Origin of the sequence: Pseudomonas sp. MYb541 (assembly GCF_037479595.1) — a bacterium.
Classification (GTDB): domain Bacteria; phylum Pseudomonadota; class Gammaproteobacteria; order Pseudomonadales; family Pseudomonadaceae; genus Aquipseudomonas; species Aquipseudomonas canadensis.
Genome location: NZ_JBBGYS010000006.1, coordinates 143,431 through 161,131, shown reverse-complemented (window position 1 = coordinate 161,131; position 17,701 = coordinate 143,431). Strand labels below are relative to the sequence as shown.

At 59.9% G+C, this 17,701-nt stretch carries 13 protein-coding genes; 7 read left to right on the top strand and 6 right to left on the bottom strand.

Annotated features, from left to right (window positions below; all coding sequences use genetic code 11):
* Nucleotides 1–7 precede the first annotated feature (7 nt).
* From WH299_RS06010 to WH299_RS05995, 4 genes are all read left to right on the top strand, one after another.
* Complete coding sequence (locus tag WH299_RS06010; protein WP_339549848.1) at nt 8–556, top strand: fimbrial protein; 549 nt, start codon at nt 8–10, stop codon at nt 554–556.
* A gap of 77 nt (nt 557–633) precedes the next feature.
* A complete protein-coding gene (locus WH299_RS06005) occupies nt 634–1,599 on the top strand; it encodes a fimbrial protein (protein ID WP_339549847.1) in 966 nt (321 codons plus the stop codon).
* A gap of 177 nt (nt 1,600–1,776) precedes the next feature.
* The gene (locus WH299_RS06000) at nt 1,777–2,199 is read left to right on the top strand and encodes a hypothetical protein (protein ID WP_339549846.1); all 423 of its coding nucleotides are present in this window, start codon (nt 1,777–1,779) and stop codon (nt 2,197–2,199) included.
* A 40-nt stretch (nt 2,200–2,239) separates the two neighbouring features.
* The gene (locus WH299_RS05995; protein ID WP_158628943.1) at nt 2,240–2,383 is read left to right on the top strand and encodes a hypothetical protein; all 144 of its coding nucleotides are present in this window, start codon (nt 2,240–2,242) and stop codon (nt 2,381–2,383) included.
* Between the two features lie 166 nt (nt 2,384–2,549).
* Here the strand turns inward: WH299_RS05995 and WH299_RS05990 are convergent, their stop codons facing one another.
* The gene (locus WH299_RS05990) at nt 2,550–7,427 is read right to left on the bottom strand and encodes a dermonecrotic toxin domain-containing protein (protein ID WP_339549845.1); all 4,878 of its coding nucleotides are present in this window, start codon (nt 7,425–7,427) and stop codon (nt 2,550–2,552) included.
* Nucleotides 7,428–7,559: 132 nt separating this feature from the next.
* Nucleotides 7,560–10,643, bottom strand: coding sequence for a transglycosylase domain-containing protein (locus WH299_RS05985; RefSeq protein ID WP_339549844.1), 3,084 nt, complete (start codon nt 10,641–10,643; stop codon nt 7,560–7,562).
* Nucleotides 10,644–10,705: 62 nt separating this feature from the next.
* Between WH299_RS05985 and WH299_RS05980 the strand changes: the two genes are divergently transcribed.
* Both WH299_RS05980 and WH299_RS05975 read left to right on the top strand, forming a co-directional pair.
* The gene (locus tag WH299_RS05980) at nt 10,706–10,882 is read left to right on the top strand and encodes a hypothetical protein (RefSeq protein WP_339549843.1); all 177 of its coding nucleotides are present in this window, start codon (nt 10,706–10,708) and stop codon (nt 10,880–10,882) included.
* Nucleotides 10,883–11,234: 352 nt separating this feature from the next.
* Nucleotides 11,235–12,653 carry an amino acid permease gene (locus tag WH299_RS05975; RefSeq protein ID WP_339549842.1) on the top strand — a complete coding sequence of 473 codons (1,419 nt, stop codon included), beginning with the start codon at nt 11,235–11,237 and terminating at the stop codon, nt 12,651–12,653.
* A gap of 39 nt (nt 12,654–12,692) precedes the next feature.
* On the opposite strand, the gene WH299_RS05970 is transcribed toward WH299_RS05975, so the two are convergent.
* The 4 genes from WH299_RS05970 to WH299_RS05955 form a co-directional block, all read right to left on the bottom strand.
* Nucleotides 12,693–13,823 carry an OpgC family protein gene (locus tag WH299_RS05970; protein WP_339549841.1) on the bottom strand — a complete coding sequence of 377 codons (1,131 nt, stop codon included), beginning with the start codon at nt 13,821–13,823 and terminating at the stop codon, nt 12,693–12,695.
* 132 nt (nt 13,824–13,955) lie between these two features.
* On the bottom strand, nt 13,956–14,252 hold the full coding sequence (locus WH299_RS05965) for a cupin domain-containing protein (protein WP_122723990.1): 297 nt from the start codon (nt 14,250–14,252) through the stop codon (nt 13,956–13,958).
* A 65-nt stretch (nt 14,253–14,317) separates the two neighbouring features.
* On the bottom strand, nt 14,318–15,937 hold the full coding sequence (locus WH299_RS05960; protein WP_028619027.1) for an FMN-binding glutamate synthase family protein: 1,620 nt from the start codon (nt 15,935–15,937) through the stop codon (nt 14,318–14,320).
* A gap of 28 nt (nt 15,938–15,965) precedes the next feature.
* Nucleotides 15,966–16,727 carry a helix-turn-helix transcriptional regulator gene (locus WH299_RS05955; RefSeq protein ID WP_122723992.1) on the bottom strand — a complete coding sequence of 254 codons (762 nt, stop codon included), beginning with the start codon at nt 16,725–16,727 and terminating at the stop codon, nt 15,966–15,968.
* Between the two features lie 93 nt (nt 16,728–16,820).
* Between WH299_RS05955 and WH299_RS05950 the strand changes: the two genes are divergently transcribed.
* Nucleotides 16,821–17,648, top strand: a complete 828-nt coding sequence (locus tag WH299_RS05950) for a carbon-nitrogen hydrolase family protein (RefSeq protein WP_339549840.1) — start codon at nt 16,821–16,823, stop codon at nt 17,646–17,648.
* Nucleotides 17,649–17,701: the final 53 nt, after the last annotated feature.

The window sequence follows — 17,701 nt, the reverse complement described above, 5'->3', positions numbered from 1 at the left end:
AGAGTCTATGCAACATGAAAGGCTGCGTATGGAGTGGCCAAGGGCTGGCCTGGTTTTACTGCTTGGCCTTGGCCTGATCCCCAAGGTGCCGGCGGCGGACAACCTGGTGTTCAAGGGCAACCTGGTTGAAGAGGCCTGCACGATTCGCCCTGGCGACGAGGCCATCACCCTGGAACTCTGGGACGTTACCAGCAAGCACCTCTACATCAACACGCGCACGCAGGGTAAGGGTTTCAAGGTGCACCTGGAGGACTGCGACACCACGATTGGCAACACGGTCACCATCCAGTTCGGTGGCCGGGAAAACACCGCACTACCGGGGCTGTTCGCGCTGGATGGTGGCAGTGGCGCCTCGGGGATCGGAGTTGGCCTGGAGACGCCAAGCAACAAACCACTCCCCCTCAATACCGTCAGCGATGAACAGGTGTTGAGCAATGGCAGCAATGTGGTCGAGCTCAAGGCCTACGTGCAGGGCGAGCCGCGGGCCATCAACGATCAAACCATCGGGCACGGCGCCTTTACGGTGACCTCCACGTTTACGTTGGACTATCCGTAAACGCCGCAGACAAACCTCAACTCTATCCAGGCTGCTCGCAGGGCAAGGTCTGGGTAGCGTCGCAATGAGAGAAAAAAATGAAACGACTTTATGATGGAATCATGGTGCTTCTCGTCGTAATGGGGATTGCTACGACCGTCCGAGCGGCTGATTGCCGTGTGAACGGTGGACCGTGGATAGCGGTTGACGGAACCCTGCCTCTACAGGTTCCCGTCACTGTCCGGCTTGGTTCGGACACAACCCGCATTATCCTTGAAGGGGTGAGATTGGAGTGCCGGTTCACACCTGGCCAGCCGTATCCGACATTTCAGGACTATTGGGGAACTGCGGCTATATCCGGTGCTCCTTGGACAGCCGGCCCCAAATTCGCCAGCCAAGGCACCGGCTTACGAATAAACGGAGCGTATTACAACACCCCTGTTCCGTATAACATTCGGATATCGACCTTAGCCAATAACGGCGCGGCTTACCCAATCGATGTAACGCCCTACATTTTGGTAAACAACAACCCGACGAACCCTATCGACGTTCGAATAGGTGACGTTCTTGGTGTGTTACGGCTCAACCAGACAAACAATTATAATAGCGAGAGGAGGGGGCTCATGATTACGTACACCGCCGCCAATAACTTCTCCATTTCCCCTTCAACCTGCACGATCAACAACAACAACCCTATCGACATCAACTTCGGTAACGTCCACCAGCGTGCAATAGGCACCGATCCTTTGACAACGTCCATCCGCAGCGACCGCAGGCTCACTTACTCATGCCCGGACGGCGGGATCAGTACACCGATAACCATCTCCTATAAAGGCACCCCGTCATCCTTCAACACTCACCTGTTGACGATGACCAACCCGGACATAGGCACGGCGCTTGTTCGTGCGGGGTCTGCGGTTCAAGTCAACGGTTCGTTCCTGACCCGTATTACCAACAGCGTGGGGGGCGACGATGTGACGTTTACGCTTGTTCGGCGCGCCGGGTCCCTACCTGCCGCCGGGCCCATCAGTGGCAGCGGTGTGCTGGTGATGGGCGTGCCGTGACGCCCCCACCATGCTGATGACCCTTCCCATGCGCATGGAGCCAGTGCGATGAGCACCCTGAACTCTCCCTCTTACTCACCTACACCCCTGGAAATACAGAGTTACCTGAATCAGATCGGCCACCAGTAGCAGGGCATCGACACGCCGTTGCTGTCCTAGTGGCCGCTCCCAGTCGAGTTGCAGAAGCTCGAAAAGCTCAACCAGACGCTCACGGCGCATCAGCAATCGCACCTCGGTAAAAGTCGCGCGTTGTACGCCAGTGTTGCAGCCGCCGACTTGCAGAGCGACGCCGGTAAGCAACTGCTGACGAACCTCAAGCGTGACCTCACGCAACAGTTGCAGGCGCTCGATGAAGTCAGCCTACTCGACAGCAAGAGCCTGCACGCCTTCATGGCAAATGATGCCGGCCTGGTCGCGCTGGAACTGGAAGCCAAACTCAACGTCCAGGACTATCTGCTGCACCGTGAAGAAGCGCTGCTGGTGGAGAACCTCGGGTTAGGCCCGGCCTTCCGACCTGGCGTCTATGCGCTGACGTTCAGCTATCAGGCACACACCGTCGAATTTGCCGGCGCCTTTGTGCTGACCGAAAAAAATCCCTGAGGTCTCGCAGCTACCTCCCGCTACTGATGTCGGCTACGTCGTGTTGTTCACGCCACACCGTGGGTTCGAGTCGTTCAGTTCGCTGGCGGACATGAACACACGGTTGGGCGAAGGCATGCTGCAACCGGGCGTCGCCAGCACCTACGAGGGCAATGTCACGGTGATCTGGGACTGCGAGGTGTAGCCGGCGCGAGATGGCCGGATCGCCGTTTCATCATCAATGATCAGGTCAAACCTGCGAGGTGTGTAGGTGCGCATGGCCGTTTGCGGCCCTTCATCCTTGAGGGTGAAGCTCGGATTTTCCAGCGTGGAGCGAGCAAGCTCGCTCCTGCAATCAACAGCCTTGTGGGTCAGACGGGAGGCTGGGACGGGCCCGGAAGCGTCAAGTCTATGGGGAAGAAAAGTCCCAGTCGGTTGACGCGGGCCGCAACAGTAGGAATAGCCATATTGAAGGTGCCGTCGGACTTCACGTATTTGCTCCAGGAAGAGGGGTGGAGGCCATGATCAGTGGCAAATTTCCAGACCGCGCGCATGTTCTGGTTCTCCGGTCGAAGGGACAACTGATACCAGTCTTGATAATGCTTGTCGGTGAAGTGGGCGAAAGATGCGTCGGCGGGTTTTGTCAGTTTGGCCAAACGGGCTTTGCCAAGTTTGTTCAACGTCCCTTTCTTCGCGTCCAAGAACAAGGTTATACGCTCTGGACGAATGTTATGTAATTTCGCAAATGCAACTGCAGCTGCTTTGTTCGGTTGCTTCATGTTTACCCATTTCATGAACAGTTTGTTTGACAGGTGTGTAAACGTCTCAGGATTGAGCCGCGCCTTGCCCAGTTCGGAAATTTCGCCGCCTGACTTTACAAACTTGTTCCACGAGTAGTACGTGAGATTGCGACTCTTGAAAAAAGCGGCGGGGTCCAGCGTGGTGGCCGGGTTGGGCAACGCCGCGTTGGCTTTGACGTGTGCGTCCCATTCTCTAAGTGCTACGGTTACTTTGTTGTCGCTTCTTGGTCCGCCGCCGGACGCGCGTTGCCATGTGTCCAATTCCCACCGTTTGTTCGGCAGGCGCCGCAACCGGAATGGGGTCAAGCCTCCAGAGGGAGTGAGCACGGGGGCGACCAAGCCATTGCGGTCATAGACGTTGAAAGAGTTCTGAATGCGAAACACCGGCTCTTTGCCCTTTTCACCGACGCCGCGTACCAGATAGGTGGGTGGCGAGCCGGGGACTCGATAAATGCCTGTACCTTCCGCCAGTTCCGCTCCGGGCGGGATGCCATTTTTTACCAGCAGGCGGGAGCTTTCCTGCTGGAAGTCTTTCTGGTATTTCGCCAGGTTCGGTCGCCGTATGTTTCTCGCGGGCCTCAGTAGCATGGGCAGTGGCTTGATACCCAGGCTGGTCGTGCGCGTCACTCCGGCGACCGTGGTGGTGACCTTTGCAAGTTCAAACAGCATGAGTGCGCGTGGCCCGCGACGTACGACAAGCCCCACCGCGCTTTGCCCCAGGCTGCGCAAGGCATGGACCGTGGTGCGCCCGACCCGGCCGACGAACCTGGCGGCCGAAGAGGCCAGTTGCCCGCTCCAGGGAAGACCGCCCAGCACGGTTGCTACCACTTCAATGCCGAACAGCACCTTATTGAGGGTGGACTGGGCGTTCAGCTCTTCGTTAGTCACGCTCTGCTCGTCGGCTTTGTTCAGCAGGTATAGATAGTTTTGCCGGTACAGCCCGGTCCAGACATCGCCTGAGTGTGCGACCAGGCGCGGATTGAGTAAGCGTGTATCGGCCGGTAAGCGTGCGCGAAGATAATCCAACCAGGCGGAGCCCTGCATCAGCCGGATCAGTTCAGCCTCGTTGGCCAGTTCCCTTAGCTCCAAACCGTCGGGCGCATGCGGGGTATACAGTACGCGCATGTCATCGGCAGCGGTGGAGAGAATCAGAACGCCATTCACGGTTTGTCCACCATGGCCTTCGGGGGCGTTGTTGGCAGGGTTGAACATCAGTGCATTGGCGATCACTGCGTGCCCGTCGACCAGTGGGCGTGTCGCGGGGTTTGGAGCGGCCTGCACCGCCGCCATCCAAGCGGCTGCTTTCTTTTGCTTGGGGGCACTGTGTGTTTCCCTGAGGTAGATATCAGGATTCAACCGGGCCGAAAGGGCCGCATAGTCAATAACGGATGCCTGGGTCGCGCGCCACGCCTGTCTCAAGGGGCGGGCCTCGGTTGCCGTAGCCTGCGGGGCGAGGTATTTATCGAGCACGTTTTGCGTGTACTGGTGGGCAACATTCAGGTCCTTGACCCACAGCTCAAGGCGTTGTTTGTCCACGGTGATGGGGCGTCCACGTGTATCGCGCACCCAGTTCCCTTGGGGGGTGGTCAGTGTGGCATCCAGATCGTCGTTTTCGACCCAGGTGAGGCTCTTTTCCCAGGGTTTGGTGTTTTTCAACAGCAGGTTGGTCAGGCTCATCGGCTTGCTCTTGGAGCTGGTATGCGTAGTTCCAAAACCGCCTCCACCGGCTACGACCCGTGTTCGGGTGATATGGGTGACTATCGTCTTGTCCGGGTCGATGCCCTCTACGGGATAGTCCTGGCCTTTTTCAGCCAGGAAGGCACGAATCTTTGTCAGTACCTGTTGCTTTGCATACTCGGCCAATGTTGGGATAAGCGCTTGCCATTGCTTTGTCAGTTCATCCTGTTTGCCCTGGGTAGTGTCGGCCTGGTCTTGCAGAGCCTTCTGGTCCGCCGAGCTCAAGCGCTTTTCCCAGTCTGGCCGCCAGTGATCCTTCAGCAGTCGGTTGCGCGCCATAAACGGCCCGGCCAAATCCAACAGTTCGGCCAGTTCCACGCGGCCATTTTTTTCATTGTCCGATTCGCCCTCGGTCAGGCCCAGAATGGTCTCGATGTCGGACTGCTGTTTGTCGAGCAGCGCCTGGATGCCGTCAGCCACGAAGTCGTCGGTTATCGGCGCATAAGTGGTACTCAGGTCGTTGCCCCACAGCCCGGTTTTGCCATGCTGAACCGCCAGCGGCAAGCCGCTGATACACAACCTGCCGGCGTCTTCGCCAGCATTGATGCGGGCTTTCAGCGTGTCATGCAGGGCTTGCAGGGACGCACATTCTTCAAACCCCATGTCCGGGGTATAGAGCACTACCGCACCAACCCCGGCCGTGTGAGTACTGAGGTTTTTGTGCCCATGGGGCCAATGGGGAGCGACGGGGCTGGAGCCGTCATCAAGGGTCAGGACGAAGCTGGCGGCCATGCGCGCACGCGCGGCGGGGCCAGTGTCGACGGTCAACTGATACACACCGGGGCGGTTGCCATGGCTGAAGCGTGCTTCACGTCGGGCCTGGGTCGGGTAACGCATTGCGCGATCAATCAGCAATTTGGCTTGTGGGCTCAGGGTATTGTCGGCCACGCGCAGGCGTGCCTGTATCTCCAGGACCTGGCGCTGGACATCGATCAGCCGAACCTGTGGGCAAACCAATTCCGGCGCTATCGGCGTACGCCAATAGGTGGTGATCTGCTCGGCCAGTCGTGTCTGTAGGGTGTGCGCCAGGTCCAGCAGTGTATCGGTCTGGGCCAGCTCGTCGACCTCGTTGATAGCGGTCGGGCTGCTGAAGACGCTTTCGGCGAACGTGTCGAGCGTGGCGGTGCCCTCTTCTTGTGCTGTTTGATCCTCGTGCGTTTGCTCTGCGGGGTTGTCCCAAAGCAACAAGGCACACACCGCCTCGAGCAATGGGCGGGAAGATTCAAAATGGCGCAGGCCATCGCTGTCAATGAGGTAGCGGTTGACATACAGGCTGTGCAGCCCGGTGTCGGGTGGCAGATGTGGGTAGGTTTCTTTGAGCAGCGATGTCAGCACACCGTCCAGCGAGGGGTGTTTGTCCTTTTCCAGTACCTGGTCGAGTTGTTGGTTAAGAGAGTTCCACTGTTGTATCAGGTGCGTTTGTTGCCCTACGTCCGGCAAGGTCAGTGGGACGGGAGAGGCGCGTGTCAGGTCCGGCGATTCGGGCATGCGGGCGATCAGCCCAGGGTTGCCCTTGAGGGGCAGTGCCAGGGTGGTTTGTACGCTGACTGCCAGGGCTTCGAACGTGGCGTGGGACGCACCGAAGGCCTGTTCGATATCGGCCTCTTGCTGGCGACGTTGGGCGTGCAGGCATGCACTGAATACCGGCCCGGTGATCGAGGGATAGGTGAGTGCCTGCCGACTTCTTAACGCGTCGGTGGCAGCGGAGCGTTCGCTGGCGACGATGTTGGCGAGCAGCAGGGTTCTTTCGTCGCTTCTCACCAGGCGTAGGCGCAAGGTATTTTCCATGGTGGAGAAACTCATGAAGAACTCAACGCCGAATTGCGGGGTATACAGGACGGTCGGTCGTATCCCATGCATGCGTTCGGTGAGTACGAAGCAGCCATTGAGTGGTGCGGCCCATTCAGGCTGGTCGGTCAATTCCAGCGTGAGGCCGAGTATGAGCGGCGGTGTGGCGTTGTTCGTGGTCTCATGGAGCACGCAGTTTTCGATCAATTGTCGGCCTTCGATCAACACCTCAAGGTGTGACTGGGCCGTGGTGACGGCCGCTTGCGCGTGGGTATCTTCAGGCGTTTTCTTTTGGGTTTGCTCGGCTTGGCTGAGCTGTTGCCGAGCATCCTGCAGTTTCAGGTCCGCCTCGAGCGTAAATACCTCACGCTGCTTTTGACTCACAGCCTCCAGGACACTCACTGCACCCGTACTCGCGTGGGGCGATGACCAGAACGCCCTGAGACTGTTCAAGTACAGCGTCTGGCAGTTGAGTTGCAGATCACTGATCAACTGATTGACTGCTGCGACTTCCAACCGCGCCATCTCATTGCTGCGGCCGGCGCCGTTGGCATTTGCATAGAATCCGACTGCCTGGTTGATGGCGCCGGTTTCCGGCTCCTTGGTCAGCGCGGTCGGCATGTTTTGGGTGGCAATCGTCTCTTGAAGCACCTGGGTCAGGTTGCGTGCGCGGGTGATGCGGGGTGTCCGTGCGGTGCTGTCTTGATCTGCCTGCGACGCAGTGTCGTAAACGTACTCGTTGAGATAAACCGTATCCGGGTTCGGTGTACTGGCAGGCAAATGTTTTGCCAATGCCTGGCGCAGTTCTGTGGCCATGACCGTCGTCAGGTCTGGCTGTGCGTCCAGTAGGTGCTCGATGGCGGTGATACACACTGACGCACGGCGTATCAGGTCTTCGGTAGAAGGTTGGGGTTGTGAAGGCATAGCGCGGGTTTCCTGTCGCGATAGGGGGAATCGTGCAGGCCGGTGTCAGGGAAGGGGCTGCACGCTGATGCCCAGACTAATGGGCGTCGAGCGAGCGGCAGGTCTAAATAAGCACTACGTGATCCCTTCCTCTTACCGCAGGCACGTGGCGGAACCCCGAGGTTGCAGTAGCGGGTAGAGAATCGGAGCCATGCCTTTGAGCACCTGTACCGGCAACGCCGACGTGAAGGTGAAGTGCTGGGCGGAGGTGCCCGGCACAAAGGCGGTCAGTGTGCCGAAGTGGTGTTCGCCGATGTAGAACACAAAGGTTGCCGTGCGGTTGATGGATTTGGAATTGAGAATGTGCCCGCCGGTACTCATGGCTTGGATGCGGTTATCGCCGGTGCCGGTTTTACCGCCCATGGCCAGCGGTGTGCCGTCCGCCAGCGTGAAGCTGCCGGCCACGCGTTTGGCCGTGCCCGCGTCCACGACTTGCGACAGCGCGCCGCGCAAGGCGCTGGCGACTTCGCTGGAGATCACGCGTTTGCCGAGATTCGGGGCGTTGATCACACGCGTTTCATAGGGGGTGCCCTCGGCAAACAGCAGGCTGTCGATACGCAGTACCGGCAGGCGCACACCATCGTTGAGGATAATCCCCATCAGTTCGGCGAGCGCAGCGGGGCGGTCGCCGGAGCTGCCGATGGCAGTGGCCAGTGACGGTACCAAATGGTCGAACGGGTAACCCACGGCCTTCCAGCGGTCATGGATTTCCAGGAACGCTTCGATCTCCAGCATGGTGCGAATCCGGCTGTCACGGGCGCTCTGATGGCGACTCTTGAACAGCCAACTGTAGACTTCCTGGCGTTCGAATTCGCTGGCCTTGACCACCTCGCCAAAGGTCGCTTCAGGGTGGTTGAGCAAATAGCCCAGCAGCCACAGGTCCAGCGGATGCACCTTGGCGATATAGCCTTGGTCCGGCAGGTCGTAGGCACCGGGGCCGTAGCTTTGGTAGAGCGTTTGCAGACGTGCATCGGTGAGTTTTTCGGCGTTCTTCAGGTGTGAACGTACGAAGCGATTGAAACTCTCCTGGCTGGCCTGGGGCAACAGGTAGCGGTGCACCGCCGCCAGGCGAATCGCGGTGGGGTGCAGGCTGTCCATGAACGTGTCGAGGCGCGTCTGGGTGTCCTTGTTGCGGTATTTTTTCCAGAATTTGAGCAGGAACGCGGTGCCTTCGTGGTCGGCGAATTTAGCCAGGTATTCCTGGCGGCGCGGGTCGTTGTCGTCCTTGAGCAGGCGCGCGCTGTTGTCTTCGCCGGAGTAGGTGGTGTAGCGCACCAGGTCGCGCATCAGGCGAATGAACGGCAGGTTGATCGACTCGCGCAGGGCATCGCGCAGGGTCGGGTTGCGGCCGTTGTCTTCGTTGCGAAAGTTATGAAAACGGTGCAGACCGCCGCCGGTGAAAAATGCTTCGCCGGGGCTGGCGGAATACGTGCGATCGAGAGCAGCATCGAGCATCTTCGACAGGTCGCGGTCGCTGCTGCGCAGCAGATAATCCAGCGCCCAGCGCGACAGCGGGTCCTGCTCGGGCACTTCGACTCTTTTCAACTCGGCGGGTGTTTTTGCACTGTAGCGCTCATGCAGTTCGTTGATGATTTGCAGGTAAGTGGTCAGCACCCGCAGCTTGGCGGTGGAACCCAGTTCTAGCTTGCTGCCTTCGTTGATATCGAACGGCTGGTCGGTGTTGTCGGTTTGCACCCGCACGCGTGCGCCGTCGGGCGTGAGTTCGAACAGGGTGAAGCTATAACGCACCTGAGGCGTGCTTTGCGGCGTGAGCAGGCGCGGGCCGAGCAGGCCCATTTTTGCGGCGAACGTCGGGTCGGCGAGGTGCTTGAGGTAATCGGTAGTCTGGCGTTGCAGCGCCGATTGCAGGGTGCTGGTGGCCGACAGGTCGAGGCGGTCGAGGTCATACAGCGAGCGGTTCAGCAGGCTGGCCAGGCGGCTGCGGGCGACGTTGATCGCCTTGTCTGTTTCCACCGGTTGGATCGTCGGCTGCTGCTGCCAATCGCGGTAGCCCAGGTGGCTGGCGAGGGCTGCGGAGGATAAAGCGGCCGGGAGGATGCCGTTCTGCGTCAGCAGGCGGATATGGCTGTCGGTCAGTTGCGCCAGCTCGTCGCGGCCCTTGTTCAGGTAGTGGGAGGGGCGACGCTGGGCGATCATCAACGCCAACACTTGGCGCAGTGCCAGGCCGCGTTCGGCCAGGCGCTTCGGGTCTTGCTCGGTGTCACTCAAGGCGCGGTTGACCTGATTGAAGTCTGCGCCGAACCACACCCGCAACCCCTCGGCCAGGCCGTGCACTTCACCATGCCCCGGCACCGCCGACAGCGGCACGCTGTTGAGGTAATCGCGCAGGATATTCTCCCGGCTGCCCAAGGTATTCGGCCCGGCCTGGTAAGCCCTGACGCTGGCGGAAAGCATCTGGCGGATTTTTTCGCCACCGGACAGCGTCAGGCCATCGGGTGAATGGCGGTACTTTTCGAGCTGCGTGGCCAGGGTACTGCCACCGGCGGTTTGCCCGGGCAAATGCAGCAGTTTGGCCACCTGCGACCAGGCCGCTTTGGCAAAGCGCGGCCAGTCGACCGCCGGGTTGGCCAGGGGTTGCTTGGGGTCCAACAGGTCGCGGTCTTCGATAAACAGCAGGCTTTGCACCACCAGCGGCGGGATCGCGGCGAAGTTGGCATAGAGCTGTTGCGGGTAGGTGAAACTGTACAGCGGCGTAGCGCGGCAATCGGTGATGCTGAGGCCGGCCTGGACTTTTTCTGCGTAGGGCACGAACAGCCCCCGCTGCGCGTAATCCATCAACGCCGGTGAGAAGCGCGCCTGTGCCTGGACCAAGTAGTTGCGCTTGAGCAGGCGCGGCAGGAACTCATCCAGGTCGCTGTAGCCCAGGCGCTTGTCGAAGGGACCATCGCCCGGATAAACCACGGCCTCGCTGGTGCCGGGTGTGACCTCATAGCTCAGCGCCGCCGCCAACGGGCTGAGGTACTCGGCCTGCAGGCGGGAGGTGCGCATTTCCTGGCTGGCGGCCCAGCACAGCGCTGCCAGGGCGATCAACAGTATCAGCCACACCAGCCGCCACCACAGCCTTCGCGAGCGGGGGCTTTGTGGCAATGGCGGTTGATCCGGGCTGTCGGTTGCTAACGCAGCCCTGTTCGAATCGGTTTGCCATAAAGCGCCCATAGTCGATTGATCCATTCACGCAGATTGATCGGACGTATGTGAAAGCTTAGACGCTGCTGGGCGTGGTCAAGGAATTTGTCTGGCGCCTAGCGGTTCTGCTGTTTGAGGCTTTGGTTGAGCAAGCTGCGCCAGCGCACGTCGTTGGCCTGTGCCCAGCAGTGCTGACCCTGATCATTGAGAAATACGAATATGCCTTCAAGGTCCCACTCGAGCAGCTTGATCTCAAGCTCGTTGTTTGAGGGGAGCCAGAGCGCTGACTTTGTGGCGAAGACGGCTGATTTTCTCGGCGCTGTGAGACGTGGCAGCCGGTGCAATGACGCTGCACCCTCGCTGTGCAATACTCGGCGCCCGTTTATCGGCGACGATTCCTACGCTGTCCAGGTAAAGCTCCTCCGCAAAAGCGGCTTTTGCCGAGACTTCTCGCTGAATCTTGCCGTTTATTGAGTGAAAATCCCTGGGTTGAGCTTTTTATACTGCACCCCCGCTGATCTGGCCCAAGAGGCCAGCCCGGTGCGAGGACGTCATGGCCGACCCGTCATGACTTCCGGCACCCAGTGGCTCAATCCAATAACAAGACGAGGTTGTACCCTTATGCCCGTTGGCAACCACCTGCCCCATGGCGAGACCGCTCAGGGCGGCCCGCTGAAACGTGAACTGGGCGAACGGCATATTCGCCTGATGGCGCTCGGCGCCTGCATCGGTGTCGGCCTGTTCCTGGGCTCGGCCAAGGCCATTGAAATGGCCGGCCCGGCGATCATGCTTTCCTACATCATTGGCGGCCTGGCGATCCTGGTGATCATGCGCGCCCTTGGCGAAATGGCGGTGCACAACCCCGTCGCCGGCTCGTTCAGCCGTTACGCCCAAGACTATCTCGGCCCGTTGGCGGGCTTTCTGACCGGCTGGAACTATTGGTTCCTGTGGCTGGTGACCTGCGTGGCGGAAATCACCGCCGTGGCCGTGTACATGGGCGTGTGGTTCCCCGACACGCCGCGCTGGATCTGGGCCCTGGCGGCGCTGATCAGTATGGGCAGCATCAACCTGATCGCGGTCAAGGCCTTTGGTGAGTTCGAGTTCTGGTTCGCGCTGATCAAGATCGTCACCATCATTGCGATGGTGATCGGCGGCGTCGGCATTATTGCGTTCGGCTTTGGCAATGACGGCGTGGCGCTGGGTATTTCCAACTTGTGGGCCCATGGCGGCTTTATGCCCAATGGCGTGCAAGGCGTGTTGATGTCCTTGCAAATGGTGATGTTCGCCTACCTGGGTGTGGAGATGATCGGCCTCACTGCCGGTGAAGCGAAGAACCCGCAGAAGACCATTCCGAGTGCCATCGGCTCGGTGTTCTGGCGCATTCTGCTGTTCTACGTGGGCGCATTGTTCGTGATTCTGTCGATCTATCCCTGGAATGAAATCGGCACCCAGGGCAGCCCATTCGTGATGACGTTCGAGCGCCTGGGCATCAAGACCGCCGCCGGTATCATCAACTTTGTGGTGATCACTGCGGCACTGTCGTCCTGCAACGGCGGCATCTTCAGCACCGGGCGCATGCTCTACAGCCTGGCGCAGAACGGCCAGGCACCAGCGACCTTCGCCAAGACGTCGCGCAACGGCGTACCGCGCAAGGCACTGCTGCTGTCGATCTTTGCGTTGCTGCTGGGCGTGTTGCTCAACTACTGGGTGCCGGAGAAAGTCTTCGTATGGGTGACGTCCATCGCCACCTTCGGCGCAATCTGGACCTGGCTGATGATCCTGCTGGCCCAGCTCAAGTTCCGTAAGGGCCTGAGCCCGGCCGAACGGGCAGGGCTCAAGTACCGCATGTGGTTGTTCCCGGTCAGTTCCTACCTGGCGCTGGCATTCCTGGTGCTGGTAGTTGGCCTGATGGCGTACTTCCCGGATACCCGAGTGGCGCTGTATGTGGGGCCTGCGTTCCTGGTGCTGCTGACGGTGTTGTTCTACGTGTTCAAGCTGCAACCCACCAACCTGGCCTCGCCTTCGGCGCGTTCGGCCTGATACTGGAAATGGCCCGTTGCGCGCAACGGGCCATGCTGCCTACTGCGGCTGTGCCGCCAATTTAAGCGACTGATCCAGTCGTTTGTTGAATTCCAGCCACACCGCCAGCATCACCATCAATGCCGCGCCAGCAACTGCCGTCAGTATTTGCATGGCGAATGCATCGCCTGCCAAGGCATTGATCATGTCCGCGAGTGGCGCGAGCACCACGCCAAGGCAAAACACTTCCAGCGAATAACGGCCCATGCGACAGGTGTGCTGCGCCAACCCGTTTTCGGTCCACGCACGACTCGGCAGCAACTTCGCCGTCACATAGGCCAACGCGAGGAAATGCAGCAGGCGCACGGGTGACAGGTCAGTCTTGCTGATGGGGTAGAGCAAGTCGCTGAGCTGCGCGGGCATCCAAGCGTCATGCACCTCGGGCCAGCGCCACGATAGCGTCAGGATCCCCGCGGCCATCACGTACAGGGCCGCCACCACGAACAGGGGGCGGTGCAGGAGCGGGCGGGTGTCCACAGGACGTGTCTTCCCCGCATGGATAGCCGCCGCGCCGCCCAGCACAAACAAAAATTGCCAGGTGACCGGGTTGAAGTACCACACGCCATCGGCAATGGCCCTTAAGTTCCAGCCCATCCAGGGGGCCAACAGGTAAATCGTTGCTGACCCGACCACTACCGTCCAGGTCTTGCGCAGCATCAGTGGCAACACCAGCGGCAAGCCGGCCAGCAGCACGATATACAGCGGCAACGGGTCCATCAGGTTGGGCTTGAAGCGCAGCAGCAACTCATCTGTCAGGGCCTGTTGCGGATGGGTAACGAAGTGCGTCAGTCCCATCTCCTCGACAAGGTCGCGGGTTTCGACATGGCTATTGGCGAAGAACACGATGCCCATCAGCATCGCCAGCAAGAAGATATGCACCACGTACAACACCCAGGTACGACGCAGGATTTTCAGCGAGGCAATCCAGTAGCCGTCGCGTTGCAGGATCTTGCCGTAGGCCAGTACGGCGGCGTAACCGGCGAGGAACACAAACACCTCCGCCGCATCGCTGAAACCTATGTTGCGCAGGGTGATCTGGCCGAGGGGGTTGTGGGGGACGTGATCCCAGAAAATGAAGATCAACGCCAGGCCCCGAAAAAAATCGATGCGTGGGTCGCGTCCGTTCAGCATGGCAGCGGGCTCTTGTACGAAAGGTTTAGTAATGACAGGCGAACGCGGGTGTTGTCGTACGCCGCACGTCGGGCGGGCGCAGGTTGGCGGTATTTGTAAGTAATTGCAAAGGTTGGGTATTACTGAATGTCTCTATACATCCAGGATAACCAAAGTGCCATGGCTGCCTGCAAGTACGGCATGGGCGATACCCGCTTCGACAAGATACATCTGGCCCGCGTCCACCCTGATTTCTGCATCACCAATGCTCAGGCGCAAGCATCCGTTGATCACCAGCAAACCTTCGTTGTAGTCGTGGGTTTCTTCTTCGTAGGCCTGCTCATCCATGCGCAACACCTTGATCCGCGCCGGGCCGACCTGGCCCAGGCGCGTTGATTTCCACGTGGCGGGCAGTTGCCCAGCGATGGCGGCGAAGTCGAGTAGCGGCATGTGAATCTCCTTGTTTCAACAATGCCGTCGGTGGTCCGGTTCAGCAGGTAGGAATCGTTAATTTATCAGGCGGCAGCCACTTCATGGGGTTCAAAACTATCGGCTCGCGCCATCTGCCACATGCGCGAGTAAAACTCACCGTTCACTTCACCGGTCAGCAACTCACCGGGTTTGAGGAACACATGCAGTTGCGAAAACAGCTTGATCTCGGTTGCCGACATGCGCCGTACCAAGTGTTTGGCCGATAACTGCGATGGATGATCGAGACCGGCGGCGGCGAGCATTTCCGCCAAGGCCTTGAGTGTGTTGCGGTGGAAGTTGAACACGCGCTGGGCTTTGTCCGGCACCACCAGGGCGCGTTGGCGCAGTGGGTCTTGGGTCGCGACGCCGGTCGGGCATTTATTGGTGTGGCAGCTCTGGGATTGAATGCAGCCGATGGCAAACATAAAGCCGCGCGCCGAGTTGGCCCAGTCGGCGCCGATGGCCAGCACGCTGGCGATATCGAATGCGCTGACGATCTTGCCGCTGGCGCCGAGCTTGATCTTGTCGCGCAGGTTCAGGCCCACCAGGGTGTTGTGCACAAACAGCAGGCCTTCGCGCAGTGGCACGCCGATATGGTCGGTAAACTCCACGGGCGCTGCGCCGGTGCCGCCTTCCTTGCCGTCCACCACGATAAAGTCCGGGAGGATGCCGGTTTCGAGCATGGCCTTGGCGATGCCCATGAATTCCCATGGGTGACCCAGGCAGAACTTGAAGCCCACCGGTTTGCCGCCGGACAGCTCACGCAGTTGCGCGATGAACTGCATCAGTTCCAGCGGCGTAGAAAACGCGCTGTGGCGTGACGGCGAGATGCAATCTTCGCCCATCATAATGCCGCGTGTATCGGCGATTTCCTGGGTGACTTTGTGCTTGGGCAAAATCCCGCCATGGCCGGGTTTGGCACCCTGGCTCATCTTGATTTCGATCATGCGCACTTGCGGGTTCTGCGCCTGCACGGCGAAACGTTCCGGGTCAAAACGGCCGTCGCTGGTGCGGCAGCCGAAGTAGCCGCTGCCCAATTCCCAGGTCAGGTCGCCGCCGTTTTCGCGGTGGTAGGGGCTGATACTGCCTTCGCCGGTGTCGTGGGCGAAGTTGCCCAGTTTGGCGCCTTGGTTCAACGCGCGAATCGCGTTGGCGCTCAACGAGCCAAAGCTCATCGCCGAGATATTGAACACCGATGCCGAGTATGGCTGCGTGCATTGCGGGCCGCCGACCATCACGCGAAATGCGCTGGGGTCGCTCAACGGCGCCGGGCGCATGGAGTGGCCGATAAATTCGAAGCCCGACTGGTACACGTCGATCAGGGTGCCGAAGGGTTTGTCGGCGGTTTCATTCTTGGCGCGTGAATACACCAGTGAACGCTGGGCGCGGGAGAAGGGCAGGGCGTCGCTGTCGGACTCCAGCAGGTACTGGCGGATTTCCGGGCGGATGGCTTCCACCAGGTAACGGATATTGCCCAGGATCGGGTAGTTGCGGCGCACGGCGTGGGGGCTTTGCAGCAGGTCGAAGATACCGATCAGGCTCAGCACACCCGTGACCACGGTGATCGGCCACAGCCATTCATGTTCGATAAAGGGAAGGCTTGCGAGGGTGAAAATGACGCACACGGCAAAGAAGGCGTAACGGCTTAGTAACGACAGGCTCATACGGTTTTCCTTGGTTCGGACTCATCGGCTAGGCGTTTTGCGCCTGTAGAAAGATCGAGAACAGCTCTGACTGGGATTTGATCCCTAGCTTGCTGTAGATGTGTTTCTTATGGACTTTCACGGTTTCAACAGAGATTTGCAGCTTACGAGCGATTTCCTTGCTGGAGCAACCGCTGAGCATCAAGCGGCCTACATCCAGTTCGCGGGCAGTGAGTTGCGCGCCCCAGTCATCATTCTGGATCGGTTGCGGCGTGCTGACCTGCTTGAGTTCATGGGGCAGGCGTTGGCGCAGCAGGCTCAGTACCCAGGGTTGAATCAGCGACAGCAGGGCAATCTGCTGCGGATTGAAGCGTTGCTTCGAGCCCAGCGACAGGCACAGGGTACGCCCATCCGGCAGATGGCAATTAAATTGGATTTCATCGGCGACCACGTTCAGGCGGAAGTAGCGCTGATAGTACTCGGTGAGTTCGAAGTGCTCGGGCGCGACTTCGGCCAGGCGCAAAAGCCCCGTGCGCGCGTGTTCGCGGCTGGCGATGTAGAAGGGGTCGAGCAGGTACAGGCCGTTCAGGTAGTCCTGGAACAGCTGGTCCGGCGTGCCATCGGCGCCTGGGCATTCGGCAAACACCAGCGGGCGGTGTTCGCTGCTGAACAGCAGAGCCACCCAGCTGTCGGACGGCACGTACTGGTCGAGCAATCGGACAAGCTGGGTCCAGAAATTGGGCTGGTCCAGCGCGTCTATCATTTGCCCCACCGCACGGTGCCAGGCGATGTCTTGCAGCGACATGGTCATCGATCTACCCCTATCGGGTTACCCCCGCCGCGTGATTCCCTGGGGGGTTGTGGCTGCGCATACTGCGGCACAGATAAAGAACAAGGAATACCCATGAAGGTCGAATTTGCCCAGTTGGCCGGTCGTGATAACGATACAGCTTACAACCTTGAACGCGCCTTGGCGGCGATTGCTGCGTGCGCCGACGATACGCAACTGATCGTATTTCCGGAAACTCACCTGACCGGTTTCCCCACGGCCGAGACCGTCGCCGGCATCGCCGAACCGCTGGAGGGGCCCACCGTGCAGGCCATTATCGAGGCCGCCCGTGCGCGTGATATCGCCGTGGTCATTGGCATTGCCGAACACGATGGCGGCCAGTTTTACAACACCACTTTGCTGATCACCCCCGAAGGTATCGCCCTACGGTACCGCAAGACCCACTTGTGGCCGCTGGAACGAGGCGTCTTCAATCCCGGCGACCGTTACCCCACCTGCATGTGGAACGGTCTGCGCGTAGGCCTGTTGATCTGCTACGACATCGAGTTCCCGGAAACCGCCCGTGCCCTGGCGCAATTGGGCGCTGAGTTGCTGATCGTCACCAACGGCAACATGGACCCGTACGGTCCCACCCACCGCACCGCGATCATGGCCCGTGCCCAGGAAAACCAGGCGTTTGCGCTGATGGTCAACCGGGTGGAAGCGGGCGATGGCGACCTGGTGTTTGCCGGCGGCAGTGCGTTGGTGGACCCGTTTGGCACGCTGCTGTTTGAAGCGGGGCGTGAGGAGGGGCAATTCGCGGTTGAGCTGGATCTCGACCAATTGGCGGCGGCTCGCAAGGACTACCGCTACCTGGATGACCAGCGCATGAAATTGCCGGGTGAGGTGATTGAGCGCAGCGATGGCGCGCGCGAGCTGTTGATCCCACAAGCTCAACGCTAGCCCCTGTGGCGGGGGGGCGAGCCCCCCCGCCACGGGTAATAACTCTAAAAAAC